18 protein-coding genes are annotated in these 20,970 nt (G+C 46.8%); 5 read left to right on the top strand and 13 right to left on the bottom strand.

All coding sequences use genetic code 11. The annotated features are described in order from the left end of the window. Nucleotides 1-194 precede the first annotated feature (194 nt). Entirely contained in the window at nt 195-1,067 is an 873-nt protein-coding gene (locus tag Q9R36_RS19885; protein WP_022543517.1) for a nucleotidyltransferase-like protein, read from the bottom strand. Between the two features lie 307 nt (nt 1,068-1,374). Here Q9R36_RS19885 and Q9R36_RS19890 point away from each other — a divergent pair, with 307 nt between their 5' ends. After that, nucleotides 1,375-1,743, top strand: a complete 369-nt coding sequence (locus tag Q9R36_RS19890) for a YgzB family protein (RefSeq protein WP_009795226.1) — start codon at nt 1,375-1,377, stop codon at nt 1,741-1,743. A 127-nt stretch (nt 1,744-1,870) separates the two neighbouring features. Here Q9R36_RS19890 and perR read toward each other — a convergent pair whose 3' ends face one another. The 6 genes from perR to Q9R36_RS19920 all read right to left on the bottom strand — a co-directional run bounded on the left by perR (nt 1,871) and on the right by Q9R36_RS19920 (nt 5,793). Then, nucleotides 1,871-2,308 (bottom strand): peroxide-responsive transcriptional repressor PerR, encoded by a 438-nt coding sequence (perR, locus tag Q9R36_RS19895; RefSeq protein ID WP_022543515.1) that lies wholly within the window; start codon nt 2,306-2,308, stop codon nt 1,871-1,873. A 108-nt stretch (nt 2,309-2,416) separates the two neighbouring features. Next, complete coding sequence (locus tag Q9R36_RS19900; RefSeq protein ID WP_022543514.1) at nt 2,417-2,968, bottom strand: cob(I)yrinic acid a,c-diamide adenosyltransferase; 552 nt, start codon at nt 2,966-2,968, stop codon at nt 2,417-2,419. A 1-nt stretch (nt 2,969) separates the two neighbouring features. Continuing rightward, nucleotides 2,970-3,920, bottom strand: a complete 951-nt coding sequence (locus Q9R36_RS19905) for a D-2-hydroxyacid dehydrogenase (protein WP_022543513.1) — start codon at nt 3,918-3,920, stop codon at nt 2,970-2,972. 218 nt (nt 3,921-4,138) lie between these two features. Further along, complete coding sequence (locus tag Q9R36_RS19910; protein ID WP_009795221.1) at nt 4,139-4,726, bottom strand: hypothetical protein; 588 nt, start codon at nt 4,724-4,726, stop codon at nt 4,139-4,141. 120 nt (nt 4,727-4,846) lie between these two features. Continuing rightward, nucleotides 4,847-5,317: a thioredoxin-dependent thiol peroxidase gene (gene bcp, locus Q9R36_RS19915; RefSeq protein WP_009795220.1), complete on the bottom strand. Its 471-nt coding sequence runs from the start codon at nt 5,315-5,317 to the stop codon at nt 4,847-4,849. Nucleotides 5,318-5,388: 71 nt separating this feature from the next. Further along, nucleotides 5,389-5,793, bottom strand: a complete 405-nt coding sequence (locus tag Q9R36_RS19920) for a potassium channel family protein (protein ID WP_009795219.1) — start codon at nt 5,791-5,793, stop codon at nt 5,389-5,391. Nucleotides 5,794-5,940: 147 nt separating this feature from the next. Between Q9R36_RS19920 and Q9R36_RS19925 the strand changes: the two genes are divergently transcribed. Then, nucleotides 5,941-6,183 carry a hypothetical protein gene (locus tag Q9R36_RS19925; RefSeq protein ID WP_009795218.1) on the top strand — a complete coding sequence of 81 codons (243 nt, stop codon included), beginning with the start codon at nt 5,941-5,943 and terminating at the stop codon, nt 6,181-6,183. 68 nt (nt 6,184-6,251) lie between these two features. Here the strand turns inward: Q9R36_RS19925 and Q9R36_RS19930 are convergent, their stop codons facing one another. The 3 genes from Q9R36_RS19930 to Q9R36_RS19940 are packed head-to-tail and all read right to left on the bottom strand — an operon-like array spanning nt 6,252 to nt 8,851. After that, entirely contained in the window at nt 6,252-7,037 is a 786-nt protein-coding gene (locus Q9R36_RS19930; protein WP_009795217.1) for an ABC transporter permease, read from the bottom strand. Between the two features lie 4 nt (nt 7,038-7,041). After that, complete coding sequence (locus Q9R36_RS19935; protein WP_101551695.1) at nt 7,042-7,833, bottom strand: ABC transporter permease; 792 nt, start codon at nt 7,831-7,833, stop codon at nt 7,042-7,044. 10 nt (nt 7,834-7,843) lie between these two features. Then, nucleotides 7,844-8,851 carry an ABC transporter ATP-binding protein gene (locus Q9R36_RS19940; protein ID WP_009795215.1) on the bottom strand — a complete coding sequence of 336 codons (1,008 nt, stop codon included), beginning with the start codon at nt 8,849-8,851 and terminating at the stop codon, nt 7,844-7,846. A gap of 450 nt (nt 8,852-9,301) precedes the next feature. Here Q9R36_RS19940 and Q9R36_RS19945 point away from each other — a divergent pair, with 450 nt between their 5' ends. From Q9R36_RS19945 to Q9R36_RS19955, 3 genes are all read left to right on the top strand, one after another. Then, nucleotides 9,302-10,597, top strand: coding sequence for a glutamate-1-semialdehyde 2,1-aminomutase (locus Q9R36_RS19945; RefSeq protein ID WP_009795214.1), 1,296 nt, complete (start codon nt 9,302-9,304; stop codon nt 10,595-10,597). Between the two features lie 359 nt (nt 10,598-10,956). Then, nucleotides 10,957-15,429 carry a glutamate synthase-related protein gene (locus Q9R36_RS19950; RefSeq protein ID WP_311225782.1) on the top strand — a complete coding sequence of 1,491 codons (4,473 nt, stop codon included), beginning with the start codon at nt 10,957-10,959 and terminating at the stop codon, nt 15,427-15,429. Between the two features lie 331 nt (nt 15,430-15,760). Continuing rightward, on the top strand, nt 15,761-16,840 hold the full coding sequence (locus Q9R36_RS19955) for an FUSC family protein (protein ID WP_009795212.1): 1,080 nt from the start codon (nt 15,761-15,763) through the stop codon (nt 16,838-16,840). Between the two features lie 495 nt (nt 16,841-17,335). Here Q9R36_RS19955 and Q9R36_RS19960 read toward each other — a convergent pair whose 3' ends face one another. From Q9R36_RS19960 to Q9R36_RS19970, 3 genes are all read right to left on the bottom strand, one after another. Continuing rightward, a complete protein-coding gene (locus Q9R36_RS19960) occupies nt 17,336-18,235 on the bottom strand; it encodes an ABC transporter permease (protein WP_022543512.1) in 900 nt (299 codons plus the stop codon). Nucleotides 18,236-18,251: 16 nt separating this feature from the next. Further along, nucleotides 18,252-19,256: an ABC transporter permease gene (locus tag Q9R36_RS19965; RefSeq protein ID WP_009795210.1), complete on the bottom strand. Its 1,005-nt coding sequence runs from the start codon at nt 19,254-19,256 to the stop codon at nt 18,252-18,254. Between the two features lie 93 nt (nt 19,257-19,349). After that, nucleotides 19,350-20,963, bottom strand: coding sequence for an ABC transporter substrate-binding protein (locus tag Q9R36_RS19970; RefSeq protein ID WP_129613409.1), 1,614 nt, complete (start codon nt 20,961-20,963; stop codon nt 19,350-19,352). Nucleotides 20,964-20,970: the final 7 nt, after the last annotated feature.

A 20,970-nucleotide genomic window follows, 5' to 3' on the forward strand; every position in this document is an offset into this window, starting at 1 on the left:
TCTTTTAACCTCGCCGCCCTTGAGCGACTTTATTATCTTATCATGTGTCATTCGTTCTGTCAACACTTTTCAAAAATAATTTTTCAGGTTGTTATTTAAATCCGTCAGCCACTGTGTTTTTGCTGAACAACTAGCAGCGACGGATATAAATATATCAAGTAAATAATAAAAGGTCAATACGTTTTAATGTTTTTTTAAAATAATTTTTTCGTCCGATAATGGCGGTGATACAAACCAGGGCTTTTCGTCACAATTTCAACTGCCTCTATTAGATGTTTATCGATCAGATATTCAAGCAGCATACTTAAATCAACAGAATAAGCACTTAATTCAGGATGGGTGATCATTTCATTGAAGGACCAGTCCTCTTTTTCGGACATTATATCAGTGAGATGCTGAATCCCGATTTTGGTTTTTGAATGGATCAGGAATTCACTTGCCAGAAAAAGAAGCTCAAGGCGTTTTTCTAATGGCTCTTCACTGATGACAAGCTCTTCATATAATTTAAAGATTTCCGGTTCTATCTGTTTAACCTGATGCCATACAGTGACTTCAGGGTGAAAGCCGCTTTCAATGACAGCAAGCCGCGCCAGGTGGTGAAGAGAATGAACGACATGGTTATAGGCATCGAGATAATGATTATTTTCAAAAAATGCCTTTCCATCCATATAGCGCCTTATTAATTTCGCAAATTCCACGCCCATCTTCAGCTTTCTTCCATAGAACGGGAATTCCTTTAATTCAACTTTCAGGTTGCTTATATACTCATTGCGGTCAAAAACGACTCTCCCATTATATAGCCAATCAAAAATCTTCCTGTTGGAGCCGTGGAGGATCCATTCATTCAGCTGGCTCTCCTTTACGATATGAAGTGCTGCTTTTTTATCATTATAAGTATAATGCTTCACGAAAACCGGCACCTCCGCCTCCTGGACAACGATCAGCAGGACTGCATCGAAGGTATCTGTAACAGGGACCGCTTTATTTCTTTTTTCTATGATCAGCACTCCAAGCGTGTTGGCCTGGCTTGCCCGTTCCTGATAAATAGGGCGAAGAATGTCTTCCATCATCATTCCTCCATTAATATTAGATAAGGATAGATTAATTTGAACTTCAATAACTTAGTGCAGCGGAGCCTATCCTCCGGACCAGCCCCGGGAGGCACTTTGATATTGCCGCAGCACACGGCATTCCAAGTCTGCGCTCATCTGCGCAAGGCCCCTCGCTTTTCTTTTATAGCATATAGGTTCTACAGCCATCCAGGAATTCCTGCTGTCCCCAAGCATTATTCGACAGGATCATTATTCATGTATTGCAGATATCCTTTAGAAAAGCAAATATGGTATAGTTATACTTTGGGAGGGACAAAAAAGAATGGCAAAATATTCGAGCAAGATCAACAAAATACGGACCTTTGCGCTTAGTCTGGTATTCATCGGCTTTATTGTTATGTATATAGGAATATTCTTCAGGACTTCACCGATTGTCATGACTATATTCATGCTGTTAGGCATGCTTTGCATCATCGCCAGCACCGGTGTTTATTTCTGGATTGGCATGCTCTCAACAAAAACTGTACAAGTTGAGTGCCCTAATTGCGGGAAATATACAAAGATGCTTGGCCGTGTGGATATGTGCATGTATTGCAATGAACCGCTGACACTCGATCCTTCCCTCGAAGGGAAAGAATTCAATGAGAGCTACAACAGAAAGGGTTCAAAACAGAAAAAAGCTGAGCAATAAATATGCTCAGAATAAATCGGCCCAGCAGGGATGCTGGGTTATTTTTTTATCCGCAAAACATCCGTAAGCCGCCGATTCCCTCTAAAACAAAAGAAAAAGCCGATAGCAGGCTATCGGCGTTATAGAATTAGTGCGCTTCCTTGCTTGCACAATCCGGGCATGTGCCGTAAATCTCCATGCGGTGATGGCTGATTTTAAAACCTGTTACATGGGAAGCCAGATGTTCAACTTCATCCAAACCAGGATAATGGAAATCCACGATTTTTCCGCAGTTTTCGCAAATCACATGATAATGATGGGTTGTAATAAAGTCAAACCTGCTTGATGCATCCCCATAGGTCAGTTCCTTTACCAGGCCAACTTCACGAAATACTCTTAGATTATTGTAAACTGTAGCCACACTCATATTAGGAAATTTTCCTTCTAATGCTTTATAAATATCATCTGCAGTCGGGTGTGACATGGAGCTTATTAAATATTCAAGTATCGCATGACGCTGCGGAGTAATACGCACTCCTGTATCCTTCAAGGTATCCAGCGCTTCTTTTAACTGTGTTTGAGCCACCGTCATGCACCTCTTTTCCAACAAAGATTCTTACTTTGTAATCTTTATAAATAGTGTACTAACTTTTTATGCTATTTGTCAATATTACTGTATGATGCCTGATTGATTTCAATCCTCTTCGTGAAGATTTTTCTCGTTTTCCCCCAGCTGAAGATTTACATATCTGGCCGTTACAAACAGCAGGTCAGACAATCTGTTCAGGTATGAAAGCACCAATGAGTTAACACCTTCAATCCGCACGGCCTCCCTTTCAGCCCGCCGCACAATCGTCCGGGCAGAATGGAAAGCGGCTCCTGCAGGATTTCCTCCTGGAAGGATAAAATTGGCAAGCTGCGGGAGTTCAGCATCCCATTCATCAATTTTGTTCTCCATGATTTTGATATCACCTTCAGAAACTTTCCACTTGACCTCTTTCCCGGGAGGAGTCGCAAGCTCTGCGCCTACATGGAAAAGGGCTGTTTGTATTTTATGGTATGTGTCTTCAAGCTCTTTTTTACCCTCAAAAAATTCACCCTTTAAATAGCTGAGTGCCAGGCCGATCATCGAATTGGCTTCATCACAGGTCCCGTAAGCTTCTACCCGCATGTCCCCTTTTGATACACGCTCTCCGTATATGAGCGATGTTGTTCCTTTATCTCCTGTTTTAGTGTAGATCTTCAAATTAATACCCCTTCCCAGGATCAATTTTATTCACATAGTCATTCCCGCTTTGTATATATGTATGAAGATTATGGGCAAAAATTTCAAAGGATCTTGGCAGGTACATGGCTGATCTGCTTGATAAGTGCGGAGTGACGGTTATATTGTCCAGCTTCCAGAATGGATGCCCCTTCTCCAGCGGTTCTGTTTCAAAAACATCCAGATAGGCATGTGAAATCAGCCTCTTCTGCATCACATCCAGCAATATTTCTTCCCCGGCGACATCCCCCCTGCCCAAGTTGATGAAGACTGCACTGTTCTTCATCCTGCGGAAGTGCTCCATCCTGAGCAGATGTCTTGTCTCTCCTGTACTGGGGAGCACCGAGATGAGGAAATCAGCCTCCGGTAATAGTATGTCCAACTCTTCAAGGCTGAAAAGGCTGTCAATATGTGGCACAGGCGAACCGCTGCGGTTGATGCCCCAGGTTTTCAATCCAAAAGCTTTCCCCAGCCGGGCTATTTCACTTCCAATTGCGCCGGTTCCAAGGATCAGCATGGTTTTTCCGCGGAGCTCGCCCATCTGGATATTCCGGTCCCAGACTTCATTCTCTTCATTGACAATAAGCTTTTTCGCCTTTTTTTCGTGCATCAGCATCATCCCAAGTGCAAACTCTGCCATCGGGATGCTGTGAACCCCTCTTGCATTAGTAATAAGAATGCCTCTTTCTTCACATTCCTTAAGCGGCATCAATTCCAGCCCCGCGGACATTACCATGATCCATTTCAGCTTTTTGGCACTCTCAATATGCGCAGCTGTCAGATCCTCGCCATAAGTAATGAAGACTTCAGCCTGGGATAATGCCCCTTCAGCCTGCTCCATACTCTCATAAAATTCAAAAGCCGCATCCGGAAAAGTATTCTTAATTTTATCCTGCAGATCCTTTTCCGGCTGCAGAGAAGATACTATTTTCAAACCCGTTCCCTCCTTCGTTTTCTTCATCATATCACCCGAAGGATGTTTTTACATTTTTCAATCGATCATACCCACTTCTTCAGATGCCGAAACTTTCTTGCTCTGCCAGCATAAAAAAAGAACAGACCCTGAAAGGATCTGCTTCAAAGTATCTGAGGAGGTATGCCCTAATCTAATGATATTCAAAACTTGTTTAAATGAATGGACATCCGCCTTTGTTATGTTAAATTGGGCCAGACAGCTGCCCTTTTATGCAGTGGTTCAGCCATTCGCGACCTCTCCCAATATTGATGGAGATATCCTTCATATATCAAAGACAGCCGGGGGATGCCGGCAACGTCATCAGGCCTGATCATTTCACAGCATTTATCAAATGTATGTATCCCGCTCTGTGTAAGAATGGTGGATACGAATTGCGAGCAGGTGAAGGCATCGGCCCTTTGAAATTTTATCCCAAAGATAATGCCGATGCACCCGAGGAGATTATATTTATACCTCAGCGGATCTTCCTCAAATTGCAGGATTATTTTCCGGATGTCTTTATGCTGTGAATCTGAAACCTGCAGCCGGTAAACCGCACATCTCGTATTTCTCTTATGCTTGAACACGCCCCCATCGACCCTTTCCTTAATGAATCCGGCTGAAAAAGGGTTCAAATAGCTGCGCCTCCCGAAGCTGAATAATTGATTGAACTGCCTGTCCAGCGCAATGGAAGAATGATTATACGGAGCTTTCGTATAACACTTTATCAGTCTTGAAAATATCGTTCCTGTATCTGTCAGCAAGATATAAATGCATTTGCTCATCACATATCACCCAATATCCAATCTGGAAAATTTAACCCTTAGTATATTAGACGATTGGCCCCCGCAAATCACTACACTAAAATGAAAAAAAGATTGGATACAAGTATCCAATCCCGTTACTCAGGAAAGCTGCTCCTGTACATAAGCAAGCGCCTCTTCGACATGGCCCTTAACCTTTACCTTCCTCCATTCCTTCACCAGATTCCCTTCTTTATCAATGATGAAGGTGGATCTTTCAATCCCCATATACTCTTTGCCGAAATTTTTCTTCAGCTTCCATACATCATATGCTTCAGCGGCTTTATGCTCTTCATCTGACAGCAGGATAAAAGGCAATCCGTATTTCTCAATAAACTTACCATGCCTGCCAGCTGGGTCCGGGCTTATACCGATGATTACAGCGTCCGCTCCCTGGAACTCCTCATGCTTGTCCCTGAAGTCACATGCTTCGGTCGTGCACCCAGGTGTCATATCCTTAGGATAGAAATACAGGACCACATTTTTGCCCCGGAAGTCTGACAGCTTTACCGGCTTTTCATCTGCGTCCGGCAGTTCAAACCCCGGAGCCTGTTTTCCCAGTTCAATCTGCATATTAATCCCTCCATCGTTGTGATATCATAAGCCTATCCAAAATCTGCCGCAAACACAAATCCGGGACACTGTCAGGACTCTCTGTCGAATACGGCCCTCGCTACAAATGCTGCGGGAATCGTGTAGCCGATCAATGCCTCAAGGACGGCGATCATCCTCCCGATCCCTATAGGGGAAATATCGCCATAGCCTACTGAAAAAAGGGTTACGGCGCTGAAATAGAAACCTGTCTCCAGCCTTTGAAAAAATGTTCCCCCTTCTGCTCCCGCGCTTTCCCGGAGAACCTGGGTACCGTTCTGCTCCATTAAAACGTAAATAAGCCCAAAGCCAATCATGACCGTCACATATATAAAAGCAAGATACAGAAAGTTTTCAAACGAGACTCTTTTCCCGCGGATCTTATGGGGGATAAACAAGGTCCGCAGACTCATCAATACACAGAAGGCAATCAATATCAGCGAAAGATAAAAGACCAAATCAGACCCTCTTCTCCTTTATACTCCCTAGATTTATACGCTTAAAGCAGGGCCTGTATGCCGGCTTGTCTTTTAACAAATAGTGCGGTTCCAGTATTATCCTGTTAAAATAATGAATATCCATTTTTAAAGTGAGAGGAGTTATTTATGTATCTGCTGCTGTCTATATTGCTCGCTGTAATTTTAGGATGCATTTTATTGATGCTGAGTCCTTTATTGGCGGGCATTATTGCTTTCGGGATCATTGCCGGCACTTTGTTCAGAGCGGTTTATATGCTTAATAAAATTTATAAAACACTCCCAAAGCCGCCGGATAAAGCAACGGCTGCTTATCAAAACTATCTCAAAGATATCAAACATTTGAACGAAAAAGAAAACAGCAGAGTTTGAGTTTACACCAAGATCAGAAGACATAAAAAAAACAGCACCTCATTTAAGAGAGTGCTGTTTTTGCCATTCTAATTCCCCGCACCACGGTATTTCTTTACTCCCTGATTCCAGACGATGATGGACAGGCAGAAGAATACCAGACCGATGACTGGCGTCAGGAAAGAATAGGCCAGCCATTCATGCTTCCCAAGGAAATAGGCCGCCGGATAGACACCGACAAACGCGAACGGGAGGATCCAGGTAAGCACAAAACGGATGGCACCATTATATATGTCTACCGGATATCTTCCATAATTCCCGATATTGTACATCATCGGCATGATGGAAGTTCTCGCGTCTGCCCAAAAGCTGATGCACGCAATCAGGACGAAGATTCCCGCGTAAACCATCACACCGCCGAGCACAAGCAGGATAAACAAGAAAGGATCATACCAGCTTATGCTGAGTCCAAGCTGCTCTCCCGCATAAAACATAATCACCAGGCCGGTCACGGCTCCAAACAGAGATTCCAGTTCCATCCTTTCCAGGACAATCTGGAAAAGGCTATGGACAGGTCTGGTCAAAATCCTGTCAAACTCGCCTTTTACGATATATCGTTCATTGAAATCCCAAATATTGAAAAAGGAAGAAAACAGGGCATACGGAACAAGAAAGAAGCCATAAATAAAGATAATTTCATCTCTGTTCCAGCCGCTCAAATAGCTGGTATGTCCAAAGACAACCAGGATAAAGATCAAATTGACTGCCTGAAACAGCAAGTCGGATACAACCTCAACCGCCAAATCTGCCCGATACTCCAGCCTTGTTTTCATATACTGAGACACATATTGGAAGAAAATCGAAATATAAAACAAGCTGTTACCCTCCTTGTATGACCATCTGCTTTTTCGCCGCGGTCCAAAGTGCCTGTATCGGAATGATAAGGATCAGCACCCACACTCCCTGAAGCAGCAGACCATTGATGGCTTCCCCCTGTGTGAAGCCATTGGTGAAAATCATGCTTGGAATATAGCTGATGCCCTGGAAGGGAAGGAATTTCAAGATATCCTGAGCCCACACAGGGAAAAAGGAAAGAGGGATCAGCAGCCCGGAAAACAGATCGATCACAACGCGCTTGGCCCTGATCAAGCCTGTATTATTATATAAGAAAAAAGTCGTAATCCCTGTCAGCAGATTTAATTGGGTATTGATCAAGAAGCTGAGTAATATGGACACTGAAAACAGCAGCCAGGTAGAAGGGTCTGCCGAAAATTCAAGCGGGAAGATCAGGGCCACAATGACCATGCCGGGAACAGAGAAAAAGAACAAACGGAAAATGCCTTCACCAAGCCCCTGCATAGTCTTCATGCCAAGATAATTGTATGGCCTGATCAGTTCGACCGCTACTTTTCCTTCCTTTATTTCTGCAGCCATTTCCCGGTCAATATTATTGAAATAAAAGGCCCTGGCCATCCAGGCAACAGCTACATAGGTGGTCATCTGCAGGACGGAAAGGCCCTCAATGCTCTCTTTCCCTCCATATATCGCAGTCCATAAAAAATAATAAGCGCCAATATTAATGCTGTATATCAGAATGCCTGTATAATAATTCGTCCGGTAGGCGAGCATCATCAAAAAACGGATACGGATCATTTCTACATACTTATCCATTGCTGCCTCCTCAAGCCATGCCTTTATCGTATATATTGCGGATAATTTCTTCGGTTGACGTTTCCATGATTTTAATATCCCTGACCTTGTAGGCCGAGACTGCCCTTGCAATCAGCGCAGAGATGACTTCCTCTTTATCCTCCGCAAAGGCCGTAAAGGCTTCGTCTTCTCCATTCCTTTGCCATTCGACCGGGAGATCAGCAGTAAGCTCTTCCAAGGCTCCCAATTCTGCCTGCTCAAGAAATTCAAACCGTATTTCCTTTCCCTCAGCCCAGGTTTCCTTCAGGCTCTGCAAAGCACCGTCGTATATGATGCGGCCTTCATCAAGCATGACAACCCGTTCGCAAAGTGCTTCAATGTCAGAAAGGTCATGGGTGGTCAAAAGAATGGTTGTATTGTATTTCTGGTTGATTTCTTTTAAAAACTCACGGATTTTCAGCTTAACCAGGACATCTAGGCCAATCGTCGGCTCATCAAGAAATAACAGCGGCGGATTATGGATCAGGGCCGCCGCCAGCTCGCAGCGCATTCTCTGTCCAAGCGAGAGCTTGCGCACGGGCTTATCCAGGAGAGGCCCGATATCCAGCGTCCTGATGACATGGTCCATATGGCTGGCATAATCCTCATCAGAAACTTTATAAACCTTTTTTAAAAGCCGGAACGATTCCTGAACGGCAATATCCCACCACAGCTGGGATCTCTGCCCGAACACAACCCCGATCGTCTGGACGAATTTCTCCCGGTCCCTGTGCGGATTCATCCCGTTGACAGTCACCTCCCCGGAAGTCGGCTCCAGGATGCCGGTCAGCATCTTGATGGTCGTCGACTTTCCCGCTCCGTTTTCCCCTATGTAGCCTACCATTTCCCCCTGCCTTACCTGAAAGCTGATATCGTTGACAGCAGGGACAATCTTATAATTTCGCGTAAACAGATCGCGGAAGGCCCCTTTAAGGCCGGCCCTGCTTGAATAGGCCTTAAATTCCTTGCGCAGGCCATTTACAATGATGGCATCCTTCATGTTTTCCTCCAGTTCAATCCCTTTTTACAAGGGCATATATTTCAAAACATCCAAGGCATCCTGCCTTCTCCAAAGCCGGTGCCCCAAGAACTCATTTTAGCCAAAGGACATCTTTAATACAAATAGCCTGCACTTCTTCCCTCTGGAGCACTCTCCACAGCGGGCTGACTCAGCCAGTAAGGCTTTACGGACAGTTCAGTCCCAGCCACTTCCTTTTTCCTAACTTTCTTACTATAAGCGCGGGGCTATTACTGCCCGTTAAACTGCGGCATTGGGAAACTTCCCCTTGGACGCCCTTCCCAAGGGGTTAGTTGAACCAGCCGGGCTTTACGGGCAGTTTAGACCCGCACCCCTTCCTTTTTCCTAACTTTCTTACTATAAGCGCGGGGCTATTACTGCCCGTTAAACTGCGGTAATATAGAGGGGGAATTACGCCTAAGGAGGAAGAAAATGAATTTCTCAAATTCAGAACGCATACATGAAGAAGCACTTAAACATATTGTGGGCGGAGTAAACAGCCCTTCCCGCTCTTATAAAGCCGTTGGCGGCGGCGCTCCCGTTGTGATGGAGCGTGCGCAGGGAGCTTACTTCTGGGATGTTGACGGAAATCAATATATCGATTATCTGGCTGCGTACGGCCCCATCATCACTGGCCATGCACATCCTCATATTACTGAAGCAATCAAAAGAGCAGCAGAAACAGGGGTCCTGTACGGAACACCTACCCCGCACGAAGTTAAATTCGCCAAGATGCTGAAGGAAGCCATGCCGGGCATGGAAAAAGTCCGCTTCGTCAATTCAGGCACTGAGGCCGTCATGACCACGATCCGTGTGGCGCGGGCATACACAGGAAAAGACAAAATCATTAAATTTGCCGGATGCTACCATGGCCATTCCGACCTTGTCCTTGTTGCTGCAGGCTCAGGGCCATCCACACTTGGAACACCTGATTCTGCCGGCGTGCCGAAAAGCATCGCCCAGGAAGTGATCACGGTCCCATTCAATGATATCGAGCCGTTTAAAGAAGCGATGAGAAAATGGGGAGACGAGATCGCAGCAGTGCTGGTCGAGCCGATCGTAGGAAATTTCGGGATTGTTGAACCAAAGGAGGGCTTCCTGGAGCAGATTAACGAAATTGCCCATGCAGCAGGCTCTCTCGTTATATATGATGAAGTCATAACAGCCTTCCGCTTTATGTATGGCGGCGCCCAGGATATGCTTGGCGTTCAGCCTGACCTGACAGCAATGGGCAAAATCATTGGCGGCGGGCTTCCGATCGGTGCTTACGGCGGCAAACTGGAAATCATGGAAAAGGTGGCTCCATTAGGCCCAGCCTATCAGGCAGGAACAATGGCAGGAAACCCGGCTTCCATTCTTTCCGGAATCGCCTGCCTTGAAGTCCTGAAACAGGATGGAGTTTATGAATATCTCGACAGGCTTGGGCAAATGCTTGAAGAAGGAATCCTGGCAGCTGCGGCTGAGCACGGGGTCCAAATTACCATCAATCGCCTGAAAGGCGCACTGACCATCTACTTTACAGAAGAAAAAGTAGAAAACTATGAGCAGGCAGAAAACACAGATGGCGAGACTTTTGCGCGTTTCTTCAAGCTGATGCTGGAGCAGGGGATCAACCTGGCACCTTCCAAGTATGAAGCCTGGTTTGTAACCATTGCCCATACCGAAGAAGATATACACGCAACTCTCCATGCAGTCAATCATGCATTCAGCATAATGGGCGGAGAATAATTATACAGTTTTTTATGCATAAAAGGAGCCTGAAACGGCTCCTTTTTTAATATAGGTAATATTGAAAACGTTTACAAAATAAGAGGTTTTATCAGCATATCCTTTTCCAGCTCCCTATTCCCCATCCATAGTTTTGTATAATTAATTGATTTCTGAAAATTCTTATGATATGATAGAAATACTAATTTTCGAAAAACTCACTTTTGTTTATTTTGTGTTTTTGAAAAATAAAGTCCCACTTTGTCTGTTTTTCCCCTTATATGTTTCCCCGAAACAATTAACCTTACAAAATTTCATTTTGTATACAGAAAAATCTTATAGGAGGTGAACCGGCTTGGCAATTTGCTGAAGCCGTATTTATGACACAAACTTGGAGCCCATCCCTATTCACTGAATTTAACCGCCAGGAGCACGATGCCTGCGGGATTGTAGCCGCAATGGAAAAGAATAAGATCCCTTCAAGGGAGAATATCTTCAGCTGCATTGACGCGCTTGTCACGATGAATCACCGCGCGGGTTTTATTAACGGAGAAGGCGACGGCGTCGGGATTCACATTGATATCCCGCGCGAGCTATGGAAGCAGAAGCTATCTGACGCCGGTGCCGATCCTGAGGCAGCCTCCCGCGAAGGTTTTGCGGTCGGCCATGTTTTCATGTCAAGAAATGAAAAAAGCTCAAGCATTAAAGCCAGTCTTGCAGAAAAATTAGTAGATGCAGGCTTTGAAATCCTATTTGAATCAGACGAAGTGACAGATTCTTCAGCCCTTGGGCCGATTGCCATCCAGGAAAACCCTATATTCTGGCAGTTTGCCATTGTATCAGAGTTGGAGGGCCAGCCCCTTACGGAAAAATTATTTAACCTCATTATAGATTTCGAAGAAGATGAGCATGTCCATGTGGCTTCTTTAAGCCAGCACCATGCCGTATATAAAGTAATGGGCGCAGGGGATATCCTGCCCAAATATTATCATGACCTTGCGAACCCGCTTGCCGCATCGACGATGACACTAGGCCATAACAGATATTCGACCAATACGCTCTCCAGCTTTTTCCGCGTCCAGCCTTTCAGTGTGCTTGGGCATAACGGTGAAATCAACACAATTGCCAAGCTTCGGGATGAAGCTAAGCTTGCAGGCGTCCCTCTCGTGAAGGACGGCAGCGATTCACAGGACTTGAGCAGAACACTTGAGACGTTTATTTGCCGTGAAAATTATTCGCTTTTTGAAGCGATGGATGTGATGTTCCCGCCAATCGTAAATGAAATCAAGTCATACCCGGTCCATCTCCAGGATCTGTACACCTACATCCGGGAAGGCTGGGGCCATTTTGCCCAGGGTCCTGCAGGCATCATTTCCCGCTTTGCGGACGAGGCAGTATTCAGCGTGGATGCACTTGGGCTGCGCCCGCTCTGGATGCTTGAAACAGAAAGCTCTTATTTATTCTCTTCCGAACCGGGTATTATTCCTTCCAGCGAATATGTAAACGAGCCTAAGCCGCTGGCTCCTGGAGAAAAGGTCGGCCTGAAATGGAACGGAGATGTTCTTGAAGTATTTGAACAGCATGCATACCAGGAAGAAGTATACAAGAGATTCTCAAAGCGGGTGCATCTGGACGGCAGCAGGAAGCGGCTCGAAACGCCAAGGCTGCCCAAAACGATTTCAATGAACTATCCAAGCAAGATCCATAACGGCCAATACAAAGCTTTCGGCTGGGAAAGGGACCAGGTCCAGCTTGTTGAGCAGATGGCTGATAAAGGCATTGAACCGATCCGCTCTTTAGGACATGATGCACCTTTGGCAGCATTGAACCCTGAGCGGAAAAATATTGCCGACTATATAAAGGAAAGTGTGGCCGTCGTGACCAATCCGGCCATTGACCGTGACCGTGAGACAGAACACTTTTCAACCAGGACCATCATCGGGAAGCGCCCTGCCCTCTTCCATTCTGATAAGGAAGTCTCAGGAGTGACTGAACTTCAGACTCCGCTCCTGATTGAAGGAAAAGCAGGATTCGAATGTTCCGGCATCATCCAGCAGCCAAGCTATGACCAGGTGACAGACTATTACCAGGAGCAAAAGCTGACTGCCTACATCCCGATTGTTTTCAGTGAAGATGAAGGCATCCGGGAGGCCCTTGGCCGTTTGGCGGAGGATGCCGTGGCCGCTGTCAGGAGCGGAAAATCCCTCCTCATACTGGATGATTCACAGGCTCACCAAAATGGGTATCTCTGGCTCGATCCGCATTTGGCTGTATCAGCGATCGATCAGGCGCTCGTTAAGGAAGCGGTCCGCAGGGACTGTTCCATCCTGCTCCGTTCGGCTTCCATCCGGTCGCTGCATGATATCATCACCAGCTATGGACTTGGTGCAGATCTGATATCTCCGTACTATATGTTCATGACTGTGCTGGACGAATCTGCCACGCCGCTTGTAAACCTGTACACTGCCTTGACAAAAGGCCTTGAAAAGGTCATTTCTACTATCGGGATCCACGAGCTGAGAGGCTACGGACGCCTATTCTCAAGCATCGGGCTTCATGAGGAGACAGCCGAAATACTGAATATCGTAAACTTCTTCGGTTCAGGAGAGCTTGCCTGCAATTTCGATAGCATGAAGGAAGATGCTATTCAGAGAGCAGAAGATTACCAGAATGAAAAAGAAAGAATCGGAAAAACCTTTCATCTTTTCCCGCGCATCTGGAAAGCCATCGGCGAAGTTGCCAAAACCGGCGACTATACAGCATACGGGGAAAAGATTTCAGAACAGGAGGAGCAGAATCCAACAACGATCCGCCATCTGACCGGCTTCAAGCCTGCCTCCTCCCCTGTATCGCCTTCAGAGGTGAGCCTGAATGTCGGCACGCATGATCTTCCTTTTGTCATTGCTTCCATGTCGTTCGGCTCACAGAATGAGATTGCCTTCAGGGCTTATGCAGAAGGTGCAGACCGCCTGAACATGGTCAGCATGAACGGTGAAGGCGGGGAAATCAAGGATATGCTGGGCAAATACCCGAATACCCGCGGACAGCAGGTTGCTTCCGGCCGGTTTGGGGTGAACGCAGAGCTGCTGAACTCATCAAACCTGCTTGAAATCAAAATCGGCCAGGGCGCGAAGCCGGGTGAAGGCGGACATCTTCCCGGCTCAAAAGTGACAGCGAAGATTGCCGAGGCGAGAAATGCCACCATCGGCTCAGATTTAATCTCGCCTTCGAACAACCATGATATCTATTCAATTGAGGACCTGGCCCAAATGATACACGAGCTTAAGACGGCCAATGATAAAGCAAAAGTTGCTGTAAAAGTCCCTGTCGTTCCTAATATCGGGACGATCTCTGTTGGAATCGCAAAAGCCGGGGCGGATATCATCACTTTGAGCGGCTTTGACGGGGGCACCGGCGCAGCCAGGATCCATGCGCTCCAGCATGTCGGACTTCCGGTTGAAATCGGCGTTAAGGCCGCCCATAACGCCCTGCTTGAAGCAGGACTGCGCGACAGTGTGGAAATCTGGGCAGACGGCGGCATCAAGAGTGCATCAGATGTGCTGAAGGTTATGCTCCTCGGTGCAAACAGAATCGGATTCGGGACACTTTCTATGCTTGCAATCGGCTGTACCACATGCCGCGGCTGCCATCTGGATACATGCCATGTCGGGATTGCGACCCAGATCGAAACAGAAGCGCAGGCAAAAGATCATGGCCTCCGCCGCTTCGTCCCTCGTCAATTCGATTTGGCCGTCCAGGGCATCATGAACTTATATACAGCTTTCGGGACGGAACTCAAGGCGCTGGCGGCTGGACTTGGAATCAGGAACCTCCAGGACGCTGTCGGGCGCTCTGACCTCCTCGAGCAGGCAAAAGGAAAAGAACAGCTTGACCTGACCTACCTCCTCCGCACCCTGGAGATTGGCCAATTGAGCCACCAGGAAGCGGCTGCTTCCCTCGATGCCCACCAGCTTCAGGTTGCAGTAGGCGCAGAATATCTTGATGCAAGCGTAGAAGAGCTTCACCAATCACGCGAATACCAGAGCATTACTTCAGAACAGCGTGTGCTGGGAAGCCGTGTTTCCTGCCACCGTGTCAGAAACCGGCTGGACGGATCATATCAGAGCCTTCCGCCAGTTTCCCTTAAATATAAGGGCGGCTCGATTCCAGGCAATGGGCTCGGAGCCTACAACAGCGCCGGTATCCATATTGAAGTGGCCGGCGGTGCCCAGGATGGCATCGGCAAGACTTCATTCGGCGGAGAGATTCTGATTTTTAAATCAAAAGGAAAGAATGGCAACTTCTACAACGGATCAGTCGGCAAAGGGTTTGGATACGGCGCACAAAAAGGGCTCCTCGTGGCCCAGGGCAATGCCGATGCTCGGGCAGGCATCCGTCTCTCCGGTGCTGACATGATTATTGGCGGGCAGCTGAAAAAGCCTCTTCCTGAAAAAGAACATGGCAACATCGGGACACATGCCAATATTAAGGGATTTGCTTTTGAATACATGACAAATGGCAGAGGCCTTGTCCTGGGCGATCCTGGACCATGGATCTGCGCGGGCATGACCGGCGGAGTCGTATATCTCCGCCATCAGCCGGAATTGGGGCTCACGAAGGAAGCCCTTCAGCGCAGGATCGCAAAAGGGGCAAAGGTCACGGTCTCTGCTTTATCCTCAAAAGGGCAGGAAGATGTTCAAGAGCTTCTCGGCAATTATATAAAAATGCTCGCGGAACAAGGGCAGCACGAAGAATCTGAACAGCTGTCCAAATTGCTTGAAGACGTTGAAAACCACTTCTTCCAGGTAGTACCTGTAAAAGAACAGGCTGACCCTTCTGTTTCTACAGAATGATGGTTCGCCAAAGGCCCGCTCAACATTCTTGAGCGGGCCTTATTTATTTCCTATTTCTTTTTATACACATCACAACTGAAGGATCATATGAAGGCCTTTCCCGCCCATATACTATAATCGATCCGGCAATGCGCCCCTTTTTTCATGTAAGCGCCTTAATGGAATTTTATCGGAGATTTATCATATTTGTCCCTTGAACTTCAAGGATAATCCCTGTATAGTACATAATTGTTTAACAATGAGCAAATCGGTTTAAAGTAAGTATAAAATAGATAATTGCTGTTCTATTGTAATAAGGCAGCCATTATAAATACGAAAGGATATTATTTGCATGAAGCTTGGAGCCCGAATACTAAAAACGGGAATTGCCATCATACTGTCTTTATTTTTATCAGAAATTTTCAACCTGCCAACTCCTGTTTTTGCAGGCATCGCAGCCATTTTTGCGATTCAGCCTACCATCTACAGATCGTATCTATCGGTAATCGAGCAGATCCAGGGCAATATCATCGGGGCTGTCATTGCCGTCGTCTTTGTTCTTGTTTTCGGAAACAACTATTTCATTGTCGGTCTTGCCGCCGTCATTGTCATCATTATCAACCTGAAGCTGAAGCTTGAAAAAACCATCGCCCTGTCACTGGTGACCTTAATCGCCATCATGGAGACTCCTGGTGATGACTTTGTTCAATTTGCTGTTATCCGTTTTTCGACCATCATGCTTGGGATATTATCAGCTTTCCTGGTCAATCTTGTATTCCTGCCGCCTAAATATGAAAACAAGCTGTATTATAAAATATCCAATGCGACAGAAGATATTACAAAGTGGATCAGGCTGAACGTCCGCCATGCCTCTGAGCATATGCTCTTAAAAAATGATATCGAAAAGCTGAAAGATGATGTCATCAAGCTCGATCAGCTGTACCTTATGTACAAGGAAGAACGTAATTACCTGAAAAAAGACAGTCCGGTCAAAGCAAGAAAGCTGGTCATCTACAGACAGATGATCTCGACCGTTAAAATGTCGCTTGAAACACTGAAAAGGCTGCACCGCCATGAATACGAGCTGCAGCAGATGCCAGAGGATTTCCAGAATTCTATCCAGCAGCAGCTGGACTGTCTGATACACTATCATGAGCATGTGATGCTTAAGTTCATTGGTAAAGTGAAACCTCAGGTGAGTTTTGAAGAAGGCGATATCTGCCTGGACCGCAAGGAGCTGTTCACCTTCTTCCTGGCGCAGCATAAAAACATGGAAAATGATGATGAGCAGATCATCTATCATACGATGCAGATTATTTCTGCCATTATTGAATACGACGAACAGGTCGAGCATTTGGATACATTGATTTCGAGCTTCCAGTCGTATCATAAAGAGGAAAACGAGATTAGTATAGAGGAAAACGAGGAATAAATTACAAAAGCAGCCATCAGGCTGCTTTTGTTAATTCTTCAAACGAAGTGATTAGGTTTTTCCGATAGCGGCGGCTGTTGATTTCCGTTACAGGCACTTCGCTTTCCGCGAGGCGACGCTGAGCCTCCTCACCGCTGCGCGTCTGCGGGGTCTCAGCATGGCCGCTGCAATCCCGCAGGAGTCTACGTGCCTTCCACTGCAATCAACAGGCTTTTTAAAGTTTGAGTAATGTAATATCCAAGGCAGCTTTTAAATCTATTAGTTAATTAGGCGCTAAAGAATATTTGTTATCAAACAAAAAAGGGTGCGGAAGATCTTTTTCCGTACCCTTTTTGACATTGCCAATCTTCTAGGTTCTCAAGTCAAAAGACACTTAAATGTGGAATATTCAACCAATGCCTAATATGCGTAATGCCACAAGATGTAGTACAAATATATGTTGTTCATGAGCAGAATTCACATTCCTTTATTGAGCATGCACATTCCCTTTTCTTCCTAACTCTTCATCCTAGGATCCAATGCATCTCTCAGCCCATCGCCCATGAGGTTGAAGCCGAGTACTGTGAGCATGATGGCGAGTCCGGGGAAGATCATTGTCCAGGGGGCCTGGATGAGGTATGCCTTTGCATCTGAGAGCATTTTTCCCCATTCGGGATTTGGCGCTTCTGCCCCCAGGCCAAGGAAGCCCAAAGCAGCTGCTTCGATGATGGCAGTTGCCACTGCCAGTGTTCCCTGGACGATGATTGGACCCATGCTGTTCGGCAGGACGTGAAGGAATAAGATACGGGCATCACTCATGCCGACCGCCTTTGCCGCCATGATATATTCCTCCTGCTTTACACTGAGCACACGGGAACGGATCAGGCGCCCAAAGTTAGGGATATTGATGATGGCAATGGCAATGAGTGCATTCCTTAAGGATGGGCCCAGTACCGCTACAATTGCAATCGCCAAAAGGATGCTAGGAAATGCAAGCATGATATCGAAGAACCGTGAAATGATCGTATCCACCCAGCGGCCATAATAGCCTGCAAGGATGCCAAGCAGACAGCCTGCGGCAAGTGAGCCAAGGACGGCCAGAAAGCCGACCCATAAAGAAATCCGCGCCCCATAAATTACCCGGGAAAGAATATCCCTTCCAAAATCATCGGTTCCGAACCAATGGTCGGCCGATGGGGCCTTCAGCCGGTTTGCCAGCTGCTGCTCGTTGATGCCTGTAGGGGCGATCAGCGGCGCAAATACTGCGAGAATGACAAAGAACAGAACAATAAGCGCGCCGACAACAGCCAGCTTGTTTTTCCGGAAGCTCCGCCATGCTTCAAGCCAGGGGGATTCCACCTTTTCCTCGGCCTGGACCGCAGACGGATGTACATTTTTTTCTGTTGATAATTCCATAGGCTTCTTCCCTCCTTTAGTTGTATTTGATCCTTGGATCGATTGCAGCATATAAGAGGTCAACAATCAGATTGATCATGACAAAGATGAATGCAATGACAAGGATCCCTGATTGGATGACCGGATAATCGCGGTAATTGATAGCTTCATAGATATATCTTCCGATTCCCGGCCAGCTGAAAATGGTCTCCGTCAGGATGGCACCGCCAAGAAGGAGCCCGGTCTGCAGTCCGATAATCGTCAAAACAGGAATGATGGCATTTTTCAAAGAATGCTTGTACACAACCCAGAACATCCTTAGCCCTTTGGCCCGTGCTGTACGGATGAAGTCTGAACGCATGACTTCAAGCATCGTCGAACGCGTGATCCTGGCAATAATGGCCATCGGTATGGTCGATAATGCAAGGCTCGGAAGCACAAGGTGGCGGATGACATCCCAGAACTGATCCATCCGTCCTGCAAGGAGAGTATCGATGATATAAAGGTTGGTGATGGCCTCAACCGGATTTCTGACCTCTTCCCGTCCGGACGTAGGGAGCCAGTCCAAATTGATGGCAAAAATCCACTGCTCCATAAGGCCAAGCCAGAAAATCGGCATGGATACACCGATAAGAGCAAGCACCATGGCAATATAATCAAACCAGGAATTTTGGAACCAGGCACTGATGATCCCTGCATTCACGCCGAAAAAGATCGCAATGAGCATGGCGCAGAAGGAAAGTTCCATGGTAGCTGCCAGGAAAGGCCAAATTTCTCCGCTGATCGGTGCCTTCGTACGAAGCGATTCCCCAAGATCACCCGTAAACAGGCCCCCCAGATATGTAAAATATTGAATAAACCAGGGCTTATCAAGCCCAAGCTGCTCTGTCAAATCAGCCACAGCCTCTTTTGTTGCCAGCTGGCCCAGGATGATTTGGGCGGGATCTCCCGGTATGGCCCTGATCATGAAAAATACAATCAGCGACAAGCCCAGTAAAACCGGTATAAGGGAAAATATTCGTTTGATCGTATATGACAGCATGTTTTCACCTCTCTTGATGGTTGTCCAGCCGCATCGGTCCGGCTAAAAGAAAAGGGAGCCGCTTTAAGGAACTCCCTTTCTTTCTCTTTCCATTTACTTTTTAAATTCCACAGAAGACAGCAGATCCGATCCTGTTGGATGCGGCTTGAATCCGGTAATATCCGCTTTTCCTGCAAGAACAGGATTGGAGTGGACAAGCGGGATCCATGGCGCATCATCCTTGATGATCAGCTGAGCCTGCTTATACAGCTCTTCACGCTCGGCCTGGTCTGTCAGCGTCTGTGCTTTAATCAGAAGGTCATGGACCTCCTGGTTTTTGTAATATGTGTAGTTATTGGATCCGATAGTATCCTGGTCAAGAAGGACATACAGGAAGTTGTCAGCATCTCCATTGTCCCCTGTCCAGCCGAGAAGGAAGGAATCTGCTTCCCCTTTATTGGCTTTGTCGAGGTAAGTTCCCCATTCATAGGATACGATTTTCGCCTTTACGCCAACATCAGCAAAGTTGGCCTGGATGGCTTCAGCAACCTTTTGCCCGTCCGGCATATATGGTCGTGCAACCGGCATGGCCCAAAGCTCCATCTCAAATCCATTTTCATAGCCTGCTTCCTTCAGAAGCTCCTTTGCCTTTTCAGGGTTATACTCATAATCCTGCACCTCATCATTATAGCCTGCAATTCCCGGCGGCATCGGGTTCTTTGCCGGCTCAGCATATCCGGAATAGAAGGCATCGATGAGAGCCTGCTTATCCACTGCGTAGTTCAGCGCCTGGCGGACCTTCTTATCCTTCAGCGGGCCGCGTGTATTGGTCAGCCCAAGATAGCCGACATTCATGGACGGGCGGTCAAACAGCTGCAGATCTGCATTTCCTTCGATTTGCCCTACATCACTGAAGCTTACGCCATCAATCAGGTCAACCTCGCCTGTAGACAAAGCATTCAGCCTTGCTGAGTTTTCAGGGATGACCCTGAAAATGACTGAGTCAAGCTTTGGCAGGCCTTCCTGCCAGTAATCCGGGTTCTTCTCAATGACGACACGGTCGTTCCGTTTCCATTCTTTGAACTTGAAAGGACCTGTTCCGACAGGGTTGTCAGTGAACTTATCGCCGGCCTTTTCTACTGCTGCAGGACTCGCGATTCCAAATGGCGACATCGCCAGGTTTTTCAGGAATGGAGCGATCGGTCTGCTTAATGTAAATTCAACTGTATAATCATCAACTGCTTTTACCTCTGTTAGGACATCGCCAAATTGAGAGGCATAATAATAGAATTCTTCTTTATTTCCTGCTTTCCAGCGGTTGAAGTTGAAGACGACCGCTTCTGCATTGAAGTCTGTCCCGTCATGGAACTTGACTCCCTCGCGAAGCTTGAGCGTATGCTTCAGCCCGTCTTCACTTTCCTCCCATTCAGTTGCAAGGCCAGGCTGGATTTCTGTATCCTGCTCGCCAAAGTTGATCAATGTTTCAAAAATATTGACAGTGACTTTAAAGGATTCACCTTCGGTAGTAACGGCCGGGTCCAAAGCATCAGAGTCTCCGCTTCGCCCGAAGACAAGTGTTCCGCCGGCAGCTGTTTCACCGCCCGAATCTGTACCGGAATCTTTCTCTCCTTCATCAGTGCCGCTTGACTGGCTGCCGCTGCAGCCTGCAAGCCCCAGTGACAGCAGCAGGGCAAAAACCAACATTAAAAGACCATTGCGCTTTTTCATACTTTTC

Source organism: Bacillus sp. AG4(2022) (assembly GCF_031844465.1).
Classification (GTDB): domain Bacteria; phylum Bacillota; class Bacilli; order Bacillales; family Cytobacillaceae; genus Bacillus_AB; species Bacillus_AB infantis.